Below are 17,527 nucleotides of genomic sequence, written 5' to 3' on the forward strand. Positions count from 1 at the left end.
GTCGATACTTGAAAAGTACAGAAATGCGGATCACACGTTGCTAGCGAAATAGCGAATTAAGACAATTGCTTTTTGCTACAACGGTTCGCTTTAAATAACAAAATATTAATAAAAAAGAGGAATCACTATGACTGCAGGATTTGTTGCATTGGCTCAAATTATTACTGAATTTATTTTTATCTATGTTTCATTTGTGCTGTTAAATTCAATTCCGTTTGAACGGTTTATGAAACGCCCCGCATATGCTCAATTGATGAAAGTCTTTTTAGCAATTGTTATGGGTTATGTTATTAGTTTATTCTTCATTAACTTTGTTACTCAAGTGCAAGCATTACGGGGAATTGTTGGGTAAGTAAACCGTGAGTCTGTATATGACATTGGAAAACATGCGCGCCGTATAAGGTTGAACGCGATAAACATTAAGGAACTACAAAGGACTGAACTTGAGTTTTGAAGCTATGTGCGGACAATGTTATAATAGTCTGTATCTGTAAAAAAGACAGGATAAAACAAGGGAGATAATATAAAATGGCAAAAGATATTGGAATTGATTTAGGAACGGCCAACGTTCTAATCTACGTTGAAGGTAAGGGAATTGTTTTAAATGAACCTTCTGTTGTGGCAGTTGACGCTAAAACTGACCGCGTGTTGGCAGTTGGGACTGAAGCTTACCAAATGGTTGGCCGGACACCAGGTAACATTCGCGCAATCCGCCCATTGCGTGATGGTGTTATTTCTGACTTTGACGTGACTGAATCAATGTTGACTTACTTTATCAATAAATTAAACGTGAAGGGCTTCATGTCAAAGCCTAACATTATGATTTGTGCACCAACTAATATCACTGAAATCGAACGTAAGGCGATTATTCAAGCCGCTGAAAAATCTGGTGGTGCTAAAGTTTACCTCGAATACGAACCAAAAGTTGCGGCGGTTGGTGCTGGTTTAGATATTTTCAAGGCAGCTGGTAACATGGTTATCGACATGGGTGGTGGAACTTCTGATATTGCCGTGCTTTCACTTGGCGATATCGTGGCTTCAGACTCTATTCGTGTGGCCGGTGATAAGATGAACTCAGATATTGTCAGCTATATCAAACGTAAACATAACCTTGTTATTGGGGAACGGACTGCTGAAACCATCAAGATTGAAATTGGAACAGCAATTCCTGAAGATGAACCAAAGACGATGGATGTCCGTGGTCGGGATGCTTATGATGGGATGCCACGTTCAATCGAAATTAACGCTAACGAAATTGAAGGCGCATTGCACGATACATTAGAACAAATTGTGAACGCAGCGCATGGTGTGTTGGCACAATTGCCACCTGAATTGGCATCAGATATTGTTGATCGAGGAATTATGTTGACCGGTGGGGGCTCATTGCTCCACGGTATCGACCGTTTGGTTTCAGAAGCCTTGGAAGTACCAGTTGTGATTTCTGATTCACCATTGGACAACGTGGCCAAGGGTGCCGGTGAATTATTGGAACACATGAGCAAAAACGCTAAGCGGAGCAAATAATTTGAAAACAGTCTTGTTGGCTTTGGTGCATTTTTACCAACGATTCATTTCACCAATGTTTCCACCGTCATGTCGATACTATCCAACTTGTTCAACGTACACAATCATTGCACTGAAAAAACATGGTGCGCTAAAGGGGAGCATTATGGGAATGGCGCGAATTTTACGTTGCCATCCATTTGTTCCCGGAGGGTTTGATCCAGTACCTGACCACTTCACTGTGCGACGTAACCGTAACGCAGCGGATATTGAACGGGCAAAAAACGGCTTGGATATACTTAATTAATTTACGGTAGATAAGGAAAAATTATGTCAAAAAAAGATAAAACAGTACCAGTTGAACTAGAAGAACGCAAAGCTGGTGAAACTGCAGTCATTGTTAACAAAAAAGAAATCGGCATTGTAAAACCAAACGAAACTGGTTTTACAGTGACATCAAACCATGGGCTTAATCAAGTAGTTGCTTCAGTTGATGAAGGGCTTAACCTTTTGTTAGCTGATTACAATTTACATGGATAATGCAACTTTAGAGCTAGGACAATGCTGTCTTAGTTCTTTTGTTACAGGCAATACGCAAATTAATATTCCAAATCCAATTTGGAATAAATTTGTACATAGTGCGTAAACAGCCTATGGAGGGGAGATGATAGTAATTGAATAATGTACAATCGAATAAACCAAATCACCAGCCAGCCGATGACTCCCGGATTGACTGGGGAATTATCTTCGTCGTAATGATGCTCGCGCTGATTGGACTAGCAGCCATTTTCGTTGCTGCCAACCATGATCCAAACGTTGGGAGTGTCTTCAGTATGCTGAAGTCACAATTAGTCTGGTACGTTCTTGGAACGATTATTGTGGTCGTCCTGATGCAGTTCGATGCTGAACAGCTGTGGAAGATTGCCCCAATTGCCTTTGGGATTGGAATCCTCCTGCTAGTTGCAGTGTTATTCCTGTATTCAAGAGTATACGAGGTTAAAACTGGGGCTAAAAGTTGGTTCGCTGTTGGCTCACTAACATTTCAGCCATCCGAAGTGATGAAACCGGCTTTCATCTTGATGATGGCGCGAGTAGTGACGTTGTATAATTCCAATCACCCAGACCGAAGTATCAAGTCGGACTTAAAGCTGTTAGGAATTATGATTGCTTGGTTGCTACCAGTGTTGGTCTTATTAAAGTTACAAAATGACTTTGGGACCATGCTTGTGTTCATCGCAATCTTTGGTGGAATTGTCTTAGTATCCGGAATTTCGTGGCGGATTCTCACACCAATTATTTCCGTATTTGTGGTGGTTGGTGGTACCGCGCTGGCTTTTGTGACAACTGATGGTGGGCGAAATGTCTTGATGCACCTAGGCTTTAAAGCTTATCAATTTGACCGGGTTGATACATGGATGAATCCGTCAGGTGATACGTCTAATGCGGGGTATCAATTGTGGCAATCAATGAAGGCCATTGGCTCGGGGCAAGTATTTGGGACAGGTTTTAATACGAGTCACGTGCACGTGCCGGTGCAAGAATCAGATATGATTTTCTCAGTTATTGGGTCTAATTTTGGCTTTATTGGTGGCTTACTCTTAATCATGCTGTACTTCTTGTTAATCTATCAAATGATTCGGGTGACTTTTGATACGCGGAATGAATTCTACGCGTATATCGCCACTGGGGTTGTGATGATGGTACTCTTCCACGTGTTTGAAAACATTGGGATGAGTATTGGATTACTACCATTGACCGGGATTCCGTTGCCATTTATCTCACAAGGGGGCTCAGCCTTGCTCGGTAACTTGATTGGGATTGGCTTGATTATGTCGATGCGTTATCACTACAAGAGTTACATGTTTGCCAATCGTAGTTCGTTTAGCAATCACTAGAAAAATTATTAAGGGTGATTCAAATGGAAAAATGGTATTGGATAGAAAAAACTGGTCAACAAACCAAAATTGGCTTGAGTCCAGTCGCACAAGACGACTTAGGTGAGATTGCATTTGTTGAGTTACCAGCCGTTGGGACGAAGGTCGAATTAGATAAACCCTTCGTAAGCATTGAAGCAACTAAAGCTGTGCTCGATTATGATGCACCTGTTAGTGGAACAATCATTAAGGTTAATGGTGCAGCAGTTGCGCAACCAGAATTGCTGAATGGAACAAGTCATGAACAAAATTGGCTTGTTGAATTACAATTAAGGCATTAAAAAAACGCTAATGACTGCCTAAATGGCTGGTCATTAGCGTTTTTTGATGTGCTTATAGGGGCTCTGTTTCGTCTGACGTGGAATTTATAAAATGGTAGCGCCAAGGATTACGGCATATTACTACTCAAACTAACGAAGAGGCTGGAAACAGGCTGGACTTTAGCTCGCACCGTGATGGCATAATCAGTAACGGGTTTCGTTACTGATTATGGATTTGTGAAGATGGTTACCGCGTCAGCGAACCAAGCTTCAAATGCTTGTCTTCCATCACGGTGTCCAGACTGGTTCCAGCCTCGCAGTGGGAATCAATCTGAGACACATATCCAAATTCCACGCTAGAATAAATAGAACCATAAATCCAAAATCATGCGCACGGAGTATTGTACACCACGGTTCGTGCGGTATAATTTAGCTAAATATCTGGAGGGGAGTTCAAGAAATCTATGAAAAATGATCAATTAATTAGTGCACTCCGGCAGTTACGGCATCATTTACGTGAAACATTAACTGCCAAAGTGAAAGACGATCAGGCTGGCGTTGCCAAAAATCTTGATATTGCGCGTGAATATGTTGAAACCGTGCAATTCTTAATGGTAGACAGCACAATCGCACCTGAACTAAAACTCGCAGCGTTGCCAACAGTGAAAGCCATTTGGACGCTTAAATTTACGTGGCGCCAACGGCAACTAGTTAAAAAACTGAATGAAATTTTAGCACCATATTTGTAGAATAATGGTGGAAAATGCTAAAAAGGTCAATAAATCAGTGATTTTAGTGGGTATTCATGTTTTCTTCATAACTTACGCAAATGATATTCATATCAGTGAGGCATAATCTAGGTTGTACTTATGAATGAAATACAAAAATCATAAATATTTCTATGAAAACGATTACATGTGAACGCGTGATGGAGATTATCAGACTGCGAGCTGATAATAAAAAATTTTAGTGTGGTTGTATGATGAAGACGTATCCAAATTAATTTGGTGTCTTGATACTAATACTAAAATGATAATCAAAAAACGACAGAAAACTGAGTTACCAGTCATTCTGTCGTTTAATGAAACTCAATGAAGAGTTAGTATGGAGCCGGCGGGTTTCGAACCCGCGTCCGAGCATCTCGCCACTACAACATCTACGTTCATAGCCATCCTATTTAAATTTCGCTGGCAAGTACGCGGGATACACTTCGCAATTCTTGTCAGCTAACCCGATTAGTCTCTTGTACTAAACTCCGAGTAGAAGCAGGTACCGTAGCCCATAAAAGGTGGTCTAGGCGACATCATGGGCGAACCCCGACTAGACTACGCTAACTGGTTATTAAGCAGCTAAAGCGTAAGTTTTGTTTGAATTGTTTGCAGTTATTCTGACTGAGTGGATTTATAAGGGCCACAACCCCTAAACGCAGTCATAGCTCGACCAATACCCGTCGAATCCAAAACGACCCCAAAAATGTTTCTACACAGTAGTATAGCACATTTAACCAGAAAGCATGCAATATAAACTTATAGTATGTAGGACAGGAATCTAGAAGAAGACAGGATCTGAATTACTGTTCAATTTTTATGAAATCGCTAACAACGTTGATATAATAATGGTTACGTTCATGTAACAAATTCACAAAACCTATGTAAATAATTCACTAAATGTTATAATAAAAAATAACATCTGTGTTAACGAAAACTGGAGGAACCACTAATATGAAGTTATTGATGGTTGAAGATAACAAATCTGTCTCAGAAATGATGGCAATGTTCTTCAAAAAAGAAGGCTGGGATGCACACTTTGCTTACGATGGTAACGAAGCCGTTGCAATTTTTAGCGAAGATCCAACTAGCTGGGACATGATTACACTTGACTTGAATTTACCAGGTCTTGATGGAATGCAAGTTAGCGCGAAGATTCGTGAAATTTCACAAGCTGTGCCAATTATTATGTTGACAGCACGTGATTCAGAATCTGATCACGTACTTGGTCTTGAAATGGGTGCCGATGACTATGTTACAAAGCCATTTAGTCCAATTACATTAATTGCGCGTATCAAAGCAATTCACCGTCGGGCTGAAATGTCAGCAAATGCCACGAACGCACCAGTTAATGATAATCCTAATGATTTTGATATCACAACGGATCATTTCCGTTTGAATTCAAACACGCGTGAAGCGTTCATTGGTGAAACAGAAATTCGTGATTTGACGCCTAAGGAATTTGATTTATTGAAGACTTTAGCACAAAAACCACGCCAAGTGTTCTCTCGTGAACAATTATTACAACTTGTTTGGGATTACGAATACTATGGTGATGAACGAACTGTTGATGCGCACATCAAAAAATTACGTCAAAAAATTGAAAAGGCTGGCCCTCAAGTGATTCAAACTGTTTGGGGTGTTGGTTATAAGTTTGATGATTCTGCAGTTGCTGCAGATGAAAAGTAAAAAGCAATAGGGGTACTATTAGGGAGATGCGTTTAATTTACCAACAAATGCTCGCGTTTTTCTTAGTAATTATGACGGCGATAATTATTATCGGCGTCCTTTTTTCTAAGTTCACGACAAATATTATGTATGAAGATACTTATGCGGAAATGGAAGAGTATTCAAATAGTTTGATGAACGAAACTTTGCGGTTCGATCCAAAGACGAAAGAGTTTATCGGTTTTGATACAGAAGGTCTCCAAAGTGCATATCGATTGCTCAGCGATCAAGGGGTATCATTTACCATTTATAATGCTAAACGCGAAGTTATCTATCCTGAAGAAGGACTGACAACTAGTATTTACAAAAATGATTGGAAAGTTCTTGAAAAACAAAATTTAATTAAGAAGAAGGTAACCGAAGCTGGTAACGTTGATGTTTACCGTTCATACTTCGGTGATGGTCCAGATGGCAAGCGCCAACAAATTGCGGTGGTAACACTGGCCTCATCAGTTTCTTCGATTAATAAGGTGTTGACACGATTACGCCATAATTTAATTATTGCGTTCTTTATTTCAACCGTGATTGCAATTATACTGAGTTACTTTTTATCACAACGCATTATCTTCCGGTTACACCGCATGCAACGGGTGGCCAACCAGATTTCGGCGGGCGATTACAATATTGTGTTGCCAACTAATCGCAAGGATGAACTCGGGGCGTTGGCGGCTGACTTGAATACCATGGCGGCCTCACTGAAAGCTTCTGAAGTTGAAATTCAAGAGCAAGAAGAACGGCGCAAGCAATTCATGGCGAATGCTTCGCACGAAATGCGGACGCCTTTGACGACGATTTCTGGTATTTTGGAAGGGCTCGAATACGATGTCTTTCCGGAAGAAGAAAAGCAACATAGTTATCGCTTAATGAAGAATGAAACTGATCGTTTGATTCGTTTGGTTACGGAAAACTTAGATTACGAAAAATTGCGCCAAAATAAAATTGTCTTGCAAAAACAACAATTCAATTCAATTCCGGTGCTGAAAAATCTGGTGGAACAATTGAACAAACGCGCGATTGCGCAGAATGATAGTATCGAATTAGTTAATAAAACTGATGTGGAAGTTTTCGCTGATCAAGATCGCTTTACACAGATTATTTTCAATTTGGTTAATAATGCCATTCAGTTTACTGAAAATGGGACAATCACTGTAACTGCTCGCCGCACAGCAGATGCAGCGGTTTATCAAGTTACGGATACTGGAATCGGGATGACACCTGAGCAAGTAGCTAAAATTTGGGATCGTTACTATAAAGCAGATCCTTCGCGGACTGTTAAAGGCGAGTCTGGATTGGGTATGGCAATTGTTAAGCAACTGGTCGAGCTCCATGACGGTGACATTCAAGTTTCAAGTACGGCAAATGTTGGCACAACTTTCATTGTGACAATTCCAGATAAACAATCAAAAGATTAACAAAAAGATGAAACGCCGGCAACGGGTTTCATCTTTTTTATTGGGTTTAACTGGTACCAGTTCATCTAATGTGGTACAGCCTAAATTTTACCCATTAGGCACCGTGGCGGAAGCACATCCCCAAAAATGTACATGAAACTGGGCCAAAATGTAGGCGTTTTTCAGAAAATAGACAAATTTATGTAAAACGCTTACAAAAGTTGCATGAAACTATTGTGTAAACGTTTTCAATGAGCTAAACTAATAAAGTTGATTTAATTAAGAGCGAAGGAAAAATATAAAAATTATGAAAAAAACAATTGAGACAGTTGGCGAGTACGACGGTCAATCAATCAAAAAAATTACCCTTGAAAATGCTAAGGGTTCAAGGCTAGGCGTTTTAACATTAGGAGCACTTTGGGATGAATTCTCAGTAGTCGACAATGGCGAACGCGTGAACTTAGTTTTGAATGCAGCTTCAGTTGATAACTACGTGGACAATCCATACTTTATGGGGCGTGTGGTAGCACGAGTAGCTGGTCGGATTGGTGAAGGTGATTTGATAGTTGGCGATAAGCACTATCAAGTTGATCAAAACGAAGGTACCACGACATTACATGGTGGGGCTAAGGGTTCTGCCAATCGGGTCTTTGAATACGAAGTTAGTGATGATGCAATCACTTTGACAACTTTGATGAAAGACGACACGTTCCCTGGTGAACTTAAGTTAGTAGTAACGTATAAGTTTACGGATGATGATGAAGTTGAGCTGTCATTTACAGGAACACAAGCGGGCGTTGACGGTGTCTTTAATCCAACGAGTCACGTCTATTGGAACCTGTCAAATACGCGTAACGATGTCTTAAAACACGATTTGTGGGTTGATGCAAAGAACCGGCTAGATGTTTTTGAAAACAAGGTTCCAACCGGTAAATACAATTCAAATGCTGTACGTGGTTTCGACTTTATTAACAAGACTAATATCGGTGAGCGAATGGCGGAACTTGTGGGAACGACCGAAAAGGGGATTGATGATGTGTATGTTGTCGATAACAGTCAAGCTGACGGGAAGTTTGCTGAATTGACAGATACCGAAAGTGGTCGCACGCTAGATGTTTACTCAGATCGTAATGGGGTCGTTTTCTTTACAGCGAACTCAGTGCACGATGGGATGACATTTGAACGTGGTCAAGGACAACCTTGGATGGGTGTAGCACTTGAGGCGCAAAGCTTACCTGATGCGGGGCACCATCCAGAATTTGGTAACGATGTCATTACGGTGGGTGAAACGAAGACGTACTCGATTGGTTACAAATACTACAAGGCATAAATTAATAATTCATTTTAGGGAAAAAGGGAATAGGGAAGAAAAATGTTAACATACTTAATCGCATTAATTCCAGCGCTCGCTTGGGGTTCAACTGGTTTATTTTCAACAAAGCTTGGTGGTTCAGCCGGGCAACAAACACTTGGTATGACAATCGGTGCCATGGCATTTGGTTTCTTGACGTTTATCGCCTTCGTAATTCCACAAGGCATTAATGTTTCATCACACATTTGGATTGCTGGTTTATTATCAGGGCTGTTATGGGCAGTTGGTCAAGCTGGTCAATTTACAGCAATTAAGGCCATGGGGGTTTCAAACGCCATTCCTTGGTCAACGGCTGGTCAAATCGTTGGGAATGCTGCCTTGGCAGCGACGATTCTTGGCGAATGGTCAACGGCGCGGATGTGGATTTTTGGAGTCATTTCAATCTTCTTGGTTGTCCTTGGTGCCATTTTAACCGCTAAGCGTGATAAAGCCATTAAAACCGGTGATGAACAAATGCAAATGGAAACAACGCGAGGCTTAATTGCCGTGTTGATTTCAACGATTGGTTACTCAGGTTACTACATTGTGCCAAATTACATGCGGAAAATTGGTTACATTTCACACCTGATTGCTGATAAAAACAACGGGGTCGATTATATGACTGCGACAATCTTCCCACAATCAATTGGGATGGTTATCGGTGCGATTATTATTGTTACCTTGTTCATGCGCGAATCTAAGACAATGTTCCAAGCACCAACTTGGCGCAACATGTTAACTGGTGCCGTTTGGGGTGTTGGTAACTTGGCAATGTTCATTTCAGCTGCTAACCCAAACATGGGTCAAGCTATCGCTGTAACAATGTCACAAATGGGAATCATCGTTGGGACGTTTGGTGGGATTTATATCTTGCATGAACGTAAAACTAAGAAGCAAATGGGCTTCATTGTTGTTGGTTCAATCATGATTGTTATTGGTGGGATTTTGATTAGTAACTTACCAAAATAATTTAATATTCAAAGTAAACTCGAATCGATTGCGATTCGAGTTTTTTTGTTATATTTTGTCTAGCGTGGGATTGTCGTTGCTGGACTTTTTAATCATCGAATTACTGAGGTTCTGTTGATTCTCAGTGTTGGTTTTTTTATACTAGTGCGGGCTATGATTGGTACCTGTTTTTTTGCTAGTTTGAACATTATTCCTAACTAACGAAGTGCTGATAAATTACTTGGTGGTCGCAGACTTTACACCGTGACTGGGGTGATATGTGTGCAACACATGTCGCCGCTGAGGATAAGATGAGGAGTCTAGGGGATTTATCCCCTAGAGTCCCAACTTATCCGAGTTTGCCAAGACCGCACTTCGGCTTGGCAATGTGCTTCCAGTGTGGTGCGCCAAGTAATTTACCGGCACGCAGTGGCCAATTTTATTCAATACCACGTCAGACAAAATATAATTTTTTGTATCATCACTGATGACGAACAGCGGTTAAATTGTTAGTTCTGGTATCGAATCTTAATTAAAGGGATGGTTTCAGCGTATTTTTACAATTTTCGTAATCTAGTTACACATGCGACACTGTGATATTAACCAACTGCAATCATTTCGCAACATAGAACGTGTAATATATGAGTCATTGAAAAAAAGTTGTACTTCATTTCACTTTGAAATACGGCTAAAAAGGGGACGAACGATGATTAAGATAAAAAAGAATGTGGCACAAGCGGCGATTATGCTTGCGATTTTGGCCGGTGCTACCGTAGCTCCATTAGCGGGGGTACAGGTTAACGCTGATACAGTTAATACATATGTACCTGGCAACAAGATTTCAAAGGTTTATGCAAAGACTAATATTGATGAATTTGCTGATGCTGATTTAACGCAAAAAGTTGGCACAATTAAGGTTAACAAAGCAGCACAAATCAAAAGTGTCGTTGATCGTGGCGCTGATAATGCACCAGTCTTAGCGTTAACTAATGGGCACTACATCACGGCCAATAAAGACATGGTCGTTGCTTCAACAATTGATGAAGCTAAGTATTTCATTACCAATCCTAAAATCATCGGGGTAAAAAAGGCAACTAATGTACACGAAGATCACAATTTTAAAACTGTTACGGGTAAGTTAAAAGCCGGTGATGTTTTGCATGTCAAAGGAATTGCGTGGTCTAATGGTGGAACGCCCCGTTTAGAATTACAAGATGGTGGCTTTATGACGGCCGCTAAATCAACTGGTAGTAAAGTTGGTAAGAAGATTAGTAACTATTGGACAGTTTCACTAGGTTCAGCTAAAATCGTGAAGAATAGCTTTATCTACAAGAACCAAAACTTTAAGAAAAATCAACGTGTTAAGAAGTTAAAAAAAGGCACAAAAATCAAGATTAAGGGTTTGAAATGGAGTAATGGTGGTTACCCACGCTTTAAGGTGGCGGGTGGTTACTTAACAACCAACAAAAAGAACACAGTTGTTGCGAGTGCTGGGTCTAACAAGGTTAACTCATACATCATCAGTAATTACTTCGGCAAGCACGCTAAGATTGTTAAGAAAATTGATAAACGTTTTCCTAAGAATAAGTTGCGTCGGGGATTGGGCAAGCCTGAAGGGGTTGTTGTTCATGAAACAGCGAACCCTAATTCAACGTTAAAAAATGAAGTGAAATACATGAAGGCGCACTATAAGAACGCGTTTGTGCACACTTTCGTTAACGGTAGCACAATTGAAAACATTGCTAATACAAACTACTTGGCATGGGGTGCGGGTTACCAAGCTAACCAACGTTTTATCCAATTTGAACAAGTTCGTGTTCACTCGAAAAAGAACTTCGCTAAAGAAATTAACAATGCAGCTTACTACTCAGCATACATTTTGAAGGAATATGGCTTAAAGCCTTCATTAGCTAAGAAGAACAAGACTGGAACACTTTGGTCACACAATGATGTTTCAAAATGGTTAGGTGGAACCACACATACTGATCCAGTGGCATACTGGAAAGCATCTGGTAAGAAATGGTTTGGTACTAACTACACGATGAAAGATTTCTACAAGTTAGTTAAAGCATATTATGATGCAATGTAATTAAATATGATTTAAGCGAAAAACGTCTGATTGCAGGCGTTTTTTTGTTGCATATAAAGGCCCTATTTTGTCTGACGTGGGTCTATCCCGTGGGATCGAATAAAATTGGCCACTGCGTGCCAGTAAATTACTTGGCGCACCACGCTGGAAGCACATTGCCAAGCCGAAGTGCGGTCTTGGCAAACTCGGATAAGCTGGGACTCTAAGGGAATAAATTCCCTAGACTCCTCAGCTCATCCTCAGCGGCGACATGCGTTTCACACATATCACCCCAGTCGCGGTGTAAAGGCTGCGCCCACCAAGCAATTTACCGGCACTCCGTTAGTTAGGAATAATTCTCAAACTAGCAAAAAAGTCGTAGGGTCTGGATTCAATCAAATCAGTTATCGCTGATTTTGTGCTGTGCTCAAAATAGTGCTTAAGGGATATTCCGTGGTGCGTGAGTATTCTCGTAAACAAAAGTACAGAAATGAGAATCCCGCGCTACAATAAATAGATGCATATGAAGTCATTGTTTTAGGTTTGTTTAAGATAAAGTGTGTAGAGGTAGCGTCGCTTGCCTAGGGTGCTATACTTGGAAGCGTTTGTAAGATTAGTGATAAACACAGATTTTTCGTGCAAAAATGTAATGGCGGCTAATGCCTATCATTAAATGTATGTTGCGTGTTACTTCACATAATCTTCTTAATTCTTTAATGCTGTTGCAATCAAAGGAACTTCGAGTACTTAAGAATGCAACAGTTCTGCAATATTTAGATGTTAGACTTATATTATTAATTAAACGAAATATATAAATTTAGAGGACATAAATCAATGAAAAAAATGCCTATTTGCATCATGACAGCTGTCATCTTAGCAAGTTCAGTGTTAGCACCGATTGCTGGTGTTAGTGCTGCTTCTGCAGATGACGCTACGCAAGTTACGACAACTGATGCCACATCGAAAAGTAGCACAAGTAGTTCTACAACTACAGCTTCAAGTAGCAGCACCACACCAGCTACGGCATCTTCAAAACAAGCTAAAACTGCTACAAATGACACGACAGCAAATACACCTACTAGTGGCATTGTGGCTGTAGCGGCGTCGTACTTGAACGATAACGCCATTAAGTATGTCGTTGTTAATAACACTAAAGGTATTTATTACTACCAACAACCGGATTTAACTACGGGTAAGGTGACACCACTCGTTAAGGCGGGCACATTAATTCCGTTAGCCGCTAATCCAATTGTTCAATCTGGTAGTACCACACGCTTGAAGACCGCCAATGGCTACTACATAAGCGGGAACAAAGAGTACGTCCAAGCAGTGGATGATAAGAATGTTTTCGTTGATAATCCTGGGAACGTATTGGTGCAAAAGAACGTGACCCTTTACAGTGATAACGAAGGGAAACAAGCTAAAAGTACGGTTGCCAAAGACACGTTGATGAATGTTACGTCAGTTTCATTTTCAGCGACTGGTAAGACAATGTTACAAGTCAGCGGTGGCTACATTCCAAATGATAAGAGCAGCTATAAGGTAATTACTGGTAACATTGCTAATTATTTAACATCGAAGCCTACGCAAGTTATTTTGAAGAAAAGTACGAATGAATACAGTGACAATAACCTGAAAAACAAGGTTAAGTCAGTGAAAATGGGAACGATTGTCAAGATTTCTGGGTTGGCATGGTCAAATGGTGGGACACCACGTTTGAAAATGTCAAATGGTCATTATTTGACTGCTAACGTGGCAAATGTGATTGTACCAACAAAAAATATTAAGAGCTATTATGTAACTAATCCTAAGAAGTTAGTTAGTGCCAAAAAGGTCAACGGTTATCGCGATGTGACAGCCGAAGCTTCTACTAAGAATAATGGCTTTGCCGTTGGTACGTATTTTGCAATCAAAGCACTTGAATATACTAATGATGGTGTACCACGTTTCAAGTTAAGCAACGGATTGTATGTGACAGCTGGTAAAAAATCTTACCGCACTAAAATTGTTAAGACCATTCAAAACTACTGGACGATTAAATTAGGCAAAACTAAGCTTGCTAAGAAATTGTACTTGTATAAGGATGTTAACCTCAAAAAACGGGTTAAGGCTTACAAAAAAGGGACTGCTGTGAATGTTACCGGAGTTGCTTGGACAAAGGGTGGCACACCACGTTTGAAGGTCAAGGGTGGTTACCTTTCAGCAACTAAGAAAGCTTATACGTACAAATTAAAGGCAGTTACGATTAATAGTGATGATAGTGGTTTCTACGCGTCAAAGAATAACGCCACAAACTTCATTACTAAATATGCTGCGGATGTCCGTGCTGTGACTAAGTCTTATGGCTTGTATGGCTCAATTCAAATGGCTCAAGCTTCTCTTGAAAGTGCCTGGGGACAAAGTGCGTTGACAAAGCAAGGGTTGAACTTCTTTGGAATTAAGGGTGCTTACAGTGGTCAATCTGTCATCATGCGGACGGCCGAATATGATAGCAAAGGTAATCTTTACTACGTTAATGCCGCCTTCAAGAAGTATCCAAATGGTAAGGCATCATTCACCGATAACGCCAAGTTGTTGAAAAATGGCCCTGGTTTCTCATCAACTTACTATTCAGGTGCATGGCGCTCAAATGCGAAAACATACCAAGCGGCAGCACAAGGCCTCGTTGGACGCTACGCAACTGATCCTGCTTATGCAACAAAATTAGTGAGCTTGATTAACACGTATGATTTACACAAGTTACTCGATTAAAATAAGAAGTGGATAAAAGGCGTTTTGCAGCCTGTTGTCACACGTTAATAAGCCGGATTTCTACCTTACAAGGAGAAATCCGGCTTATTTTGGCTCTGTTCCGTCTGACGTGGAATTGAATAAAATTTACCGGCACTTCGTTAGTTAGGAATAATACTCAAACTAGCGAAAAAGTCGTTGTGACCGAAAATCAACTGGGCCTCTAAAATATTGCTTCCAGGCAAATCCTAGGGTACAGATTCAATCAAATCAGTTATCGTTGATTTTGTGATGTGTTCAAACTAGTGCCCAAGGTATATTTCGTGATGCGTGAGTACTCTTAAACAAAAGTACAGAAATGGGAATCCCACGCTAGACAAAATAGAACTATTCAGACATGTGTCAGGTTGTGCATAAACTGTGTATCAGTGACACTAAAAAAGTTGTCCACATGTGAACAACTTTCTAGTAAGGATTTAATTATGCCCAATCGCCATTGCGGAAAACGGGAACAGCTTCACCGGCAAAGGTAATTCCGTCGATATCCATGTCGGCTGAACCAACCATGAAGTCAACGTGTGTTTGTGATTGGTTTTCACCCAATGCGTGTAATTCATCGGCACTCATCTTAGTTCCACCTTGGATATTAAATGGATAAGCAGCCCCAAGAGCTAAATGATCAGAAGCATTTTCATCAATTAAAGTGTTGTAGAAAACAATCCCTGATTGTGAAATTGGTGAATGGAAAGGTACGAGTGAAACTTCACCAAGTGATTTAGCACCTTCGTCGGTATCAAGGAGTTGCAACAGGGTATCTTCACCCTTATCGGCATGGGCTGAAACAACGCGACCAGCTTCAAATGTTAAAACAATGCCTTCAATTAAGACACCGGCATATGACAATGGTTTCGTTGAAGTAACAGTCCCAGAAATGTTCCGGTAATCTGGAGCAGTGAAGACTTCTTCAGTTGGCATGTTGGCAACAAAGAGGTTACCTTGGCGATCAACAGAATCAGCGGCTTCCCAGAGGTGTTTTTCTGCTAAGCCGATGGTGAAATCAGTAACGGCACTCTTGTATTTCAATTCTTTGAAGTTCATTTCGTTTAACCAAGCGGCTTTTTCCTTCAAAGTATCAATGTGTTCATCCCAAGTAGTGATGGCGTTATGTGTGGCGTCAACGCGCACAACTTTGAAAATTTCTTCCCAGAGGCGGTCGATTGCGGCTTGACCAGTAAGTTCAGGAAAGACTTTTTCTGCCCATTCTTTGCCAGAAGCGGCAACGACGAGCCATGAGATATCGTTGTTCATGGTAGCTTTACGAATAACTTGAGTGGCTTTACCAGAGGCGGCAGTGAATTTAGCGACACGGGTTTGGTCTAAGTCACCAAAGGCATCGGGATCGTCTGAAAGTAATGAAATCCGGGTAGCGTTCTTGCCCATTAGTTCTTCTGCTTCAGCAGTAACGTAAGCGGGAATGTTTTCCAAACGTTCATCTGAAGTGTTTTCTAGAAAAGCGTGAGCTGTGTGGGTATCGCTCCATTTCACAATAACTTCATTGGCACCGCGGTTGTAAGCAGCGTCCACAATTTTACGTGCGAAGTAAGCATTCTCAACATTAGCGTACAAAATAATGGTTTGGCCGGGTTGTACGTTTACACCGGTAATGGCGATAAGTTCGGCATATTTATCGAGTTTAATATCAAAATCAGCAATTGTCATGAATGAATCTCCTCGTATTTCATTTATCAGAGCTACCTGGGGGTTAAAACACGTTCTGTGTCACTACATAAAAAATAGGGAGCAGTTTAACCACGGGGTAGCTCATGTATAGAATATTTTATTTTTGATTGAAACTCTTAACATTATATCATGAGAGAATATTAATTTTATCAATGAATTATCAGATAATTAAATATTACTTACAAAGAAGGTGCAAACGACGAAAAACGTGTAATCACCCCATTTTCTGATATAATATTATAGATTGACTGTAACGAAAAAAATATGAAAAGATTATGAAGGGGAAAAATATGATTAGTTTAAAATCACCACGCGAAATTGAAGCAATGAAGACCTCAGGTGCAGTAATTGCGGGGATGCACAATGAATTGAAAGATTTCATCAAGCCCGGTGTTGAAAGTTGGGCAATTGAAGTATTCTGTCGTAACTATATTGAAAGCCACGGTGGTTACTGTGAACAGCTCGATGTTCCTGGTTATAAGTGGGCTACTTGTGTCGCAATTAACGACTATGTTTGTCATGCGATTCCACGCCACGGTGTTTTCTTAAAAGAAGGCGATATTGTGACTGTTGATACTGTAGTTAACTTGGACGGTGCGATGTCAGACTCAGCTTGGACTTTCACTGTCGGTGAAGTTAGCGCAGAAACACAACGATTGGTTGATGCAACCAAAAAAGCTTTGTACCTTGGTATTGACCAAGCTGTTGTCGGCAACCGCATTGGTGATATTGGTGCGGCAATTCAAGGCTACATTGAAGACGAAATGGGCTTTGGTGACGTGCGTGAATATATCGGACATGGAATTGGACCTACGATGCACGAAGACCCTGCTGTGCCACACTATGGAACTGCTGGTAAAGGTCTACGCCTTAAGGAAGGTATGACTATTACAATCGAACCCATGGTTAATGCCGGTGGTGACTGGCGGACTGCTCCAATTCAAGAAGATGAAGAATGGGATGCTGCAAAGACCACAGATGGCTCATATTCAGCTCAATTTGAACACACTATTGCGATTACTAAAGAAGGACCAAAGATTTTAACTTCACAAGATGCTGTATTTGATGCTAAATACTTGTAAAAGGTTTGGCTTTCACCAATATATG

General features: G+C 40.6%; 15 protein-coding genes and 1 other RNA gene. 14 read left to right on the top strand and 2 right to left on the bottom strand.

Translation table 11 applies throughout. The annotated features are described in order from the left end of the window. The first annotated feature begins 127 nt into the window (after positions 1-127). From EQG49_RS09805 to EQG49_RS09835, 7 genes are all read left to right on the top strand, one after another. Complete coding sequence (locus EQG49_RS09805; RefSeq protein ID WP_133363811.1) at positions 128-352, top strand: DUF1146 family protein; 225 nt, start codon at positions 128-130, stop codon at positions 350-352. A 176-nt stretch (positions 353-528) separates the two neighbouring features. Then, a complete protein-coding gene (mreB, locus tag EQG49_RS09810; protein ID WP_133363812.1) occupies positions 529-1,524 on the top strand; it encodes a rod shape-determining protein in 996 nt (331 codons plus the stop codon). A 1-nt stretch (position 1,525) separates the two neighbouring features. Continuing rightward, positions 1,526-1,810: a membrane protein insertion efficiency factor YidD gene (gene yidD, locus EQG49_RS09815; protein ID WP_133363813.1), complete on the top strand. Its 285-nt coding sequence runs from the start codon at positions 1,526-1,528 to the stop codon at positions 1,808-1,810. A gap of 23 nt (positions 1,811-1,833) precedes the next feature. Then, complete coding sequence (locus EQG49_RS09820; RefSeq protein WP_133363814.1) at positions 1,834-2,043, top strand: DUF2969 family protein; 210 nt, start codon at positions 1,834-1,836, stop codon at positions 2,041-2,043. Positions 2,044-2,177: 134 nt separating this feature from the next. Then, positions 2,178-3,398, top strand: a complete 1,221-nt coding sequence (locus EQG49_RS09825; protein WP_279232804.1) for an FtsW/RodA/SpoVE family cell cycle protein — start codon at positions 2,178-2,180, stop codon at positions 3,396-3,398. A gap of 23 nt (positions 3,399-3,421) precedes the next feature. Beyond that, the gene (locus EQG49_RS09830) at positions 3,422-3,718 is read left to right on the top strand and encodes a glycine cleavage system H family protein (protein WP_133363815.1); all 297 of its coding nucleotides are present in this window, start codon (positions 3,422-3,424) and stop codon (positions 3,716-3,718) included. 443 nt (positions 3,719-4,161) lie between these two features. Beyond that, positions 4,162-4,446, top strand: a complete 285-nt coding sequence (locus EQG49_RS09835) for a hypothetical protein (protein ID WP_133363816.1) — start codon at positions 4,162-4,164, stop codon at positions 4,444-4,446. A gap of 353 nt (positions 4,447-4,799) precedes the next feature. On the opposite strand, the gene ssrA is transcribed toward EQG49_RS09835, so the two are convergent. Further along, positions 4,800-5,166: a transfer-messenger RNA gene (ssrA, locus tag EQG49_RS09840) on the bottom strand. Positions 5,167-5,418: 252 nt separating this feature from the next. Here ssrA and EQG49_RS09845 point away from each other — a divergent pair. The 6 genes from EQG49_RS09845 (at position 5,419) to EQG49_RS13985 (ending at position 14,701) form a co-directional block, all read left to right on the top strand. After that, on the top strand, positions 5,419-6,153 hold the full coding sequence (locus EQG49_RS09845; RefSeq protein WP_133363817.1) for a response regulator transcription factor: 735 nt from the start codon (positions 5,419-5,421) through the stop codon (positions 6,151-6,153). A gap of 26 nt (positions 6,154-6,179) precedes the next feature. Further along, positions 6,180-7,604, top strand: coding sequence for a sensor histidine kinase (locus EQG49_RS09850; RefSeq protein WP_133363818.1), 1,425 nt, complete (start codon positions 6,180-6,182; stop codon positions 7,602-7,604). 286 nt (positions 7,605-7,890) lie between these two features. Next, on the top strand, positions 7,891-8,913 hold the full coding sequence (locus tag EQG49_RS09855) for an aldose epimerase family protein (RefSeq protein ID WP_133363819.1): 1,023 nt from the start codon (positions 7,891-7,893) through the stop codon (positions 8,911-8,913). Between the two features lie 42 nt (positions 8,914-8,955). Beyond that, positions 8,956-9,903, top strand: a complete 948-nt coding sequence (locus tag EQG49_RS09860; protein ID WP_133363820.1) for a GRP family sugar transporter — start codon at positions 8,956-8,958, stop codon at positions 9,901-9,903. Positions 9,904-10,588: 685 nt separating this feature from the next. Continuing rightward, entirely contained in the window at positions 10,589-11,971 is a 1,383-nt protein-coding gene (locus tag EQG49_RS14185; RefSeq protein ID WP_423245962.1) for a DUF5776 domain-containing protein, read from the top strand. Positions 11,972-12,784: 813 nt separating this feature from the next. Further along, positions 12,785-14,701, top strand: a complete 1,917-nt coding sequence (locus EQG49_RS13985; RefSeq protein ID WP_243115705.1) for a DUF5776 domain-containing protein — start codon at positions 12,785-12,787, stop codon at positions 14,699-14,701. A gap of 459 nt (positions 14,702-15,160) precedes the next feature. Here EQG49_RS13985 and EQG49_RS09875 read toward each other — a convergent pair whose 3' ends face one another. Further along, complete coding sequence (locus tag EQG49_RS09875) at positions 15,161-16,399, bottom strand: aminopeptidase (protein WP_133363821.1); 1,239 nt, start codon at positions 16,397-16,399, stop codon at positions 15,161-15,163. A gap of 311 nt (positions 16,400-16,710) precedes the next feature. Here EQG49_RS09875 and map point away from each other — a divergent pair, with 311 nt between their 5' ends. Then, positions 16,711-17,502 carry a type I methionyl aminopeptidase gene (gene map / locus EQG49_RS09880; RefSeq protein WP_133363822.1) on the top strand — a complete coding sequence of 264 codons (792 nt, stop codon included), beginning with the start codon at positions 16,711-16,713 and terminating at the stop codon, positions 17,500-17,502. Positions 17,503-17,527: the final 25 nt, after the last annotated feature.

Origin of the sequence: Periweissella cryptocerci, assembly GCF_004358325.1 — a bacterium.
Classification (GTDB): domain Bacteria; phylum Bacillota; class Bacilli; order Lactobacillales; family Lactobacillaceae; genus Periweissella; species Periweissella cryptocerci.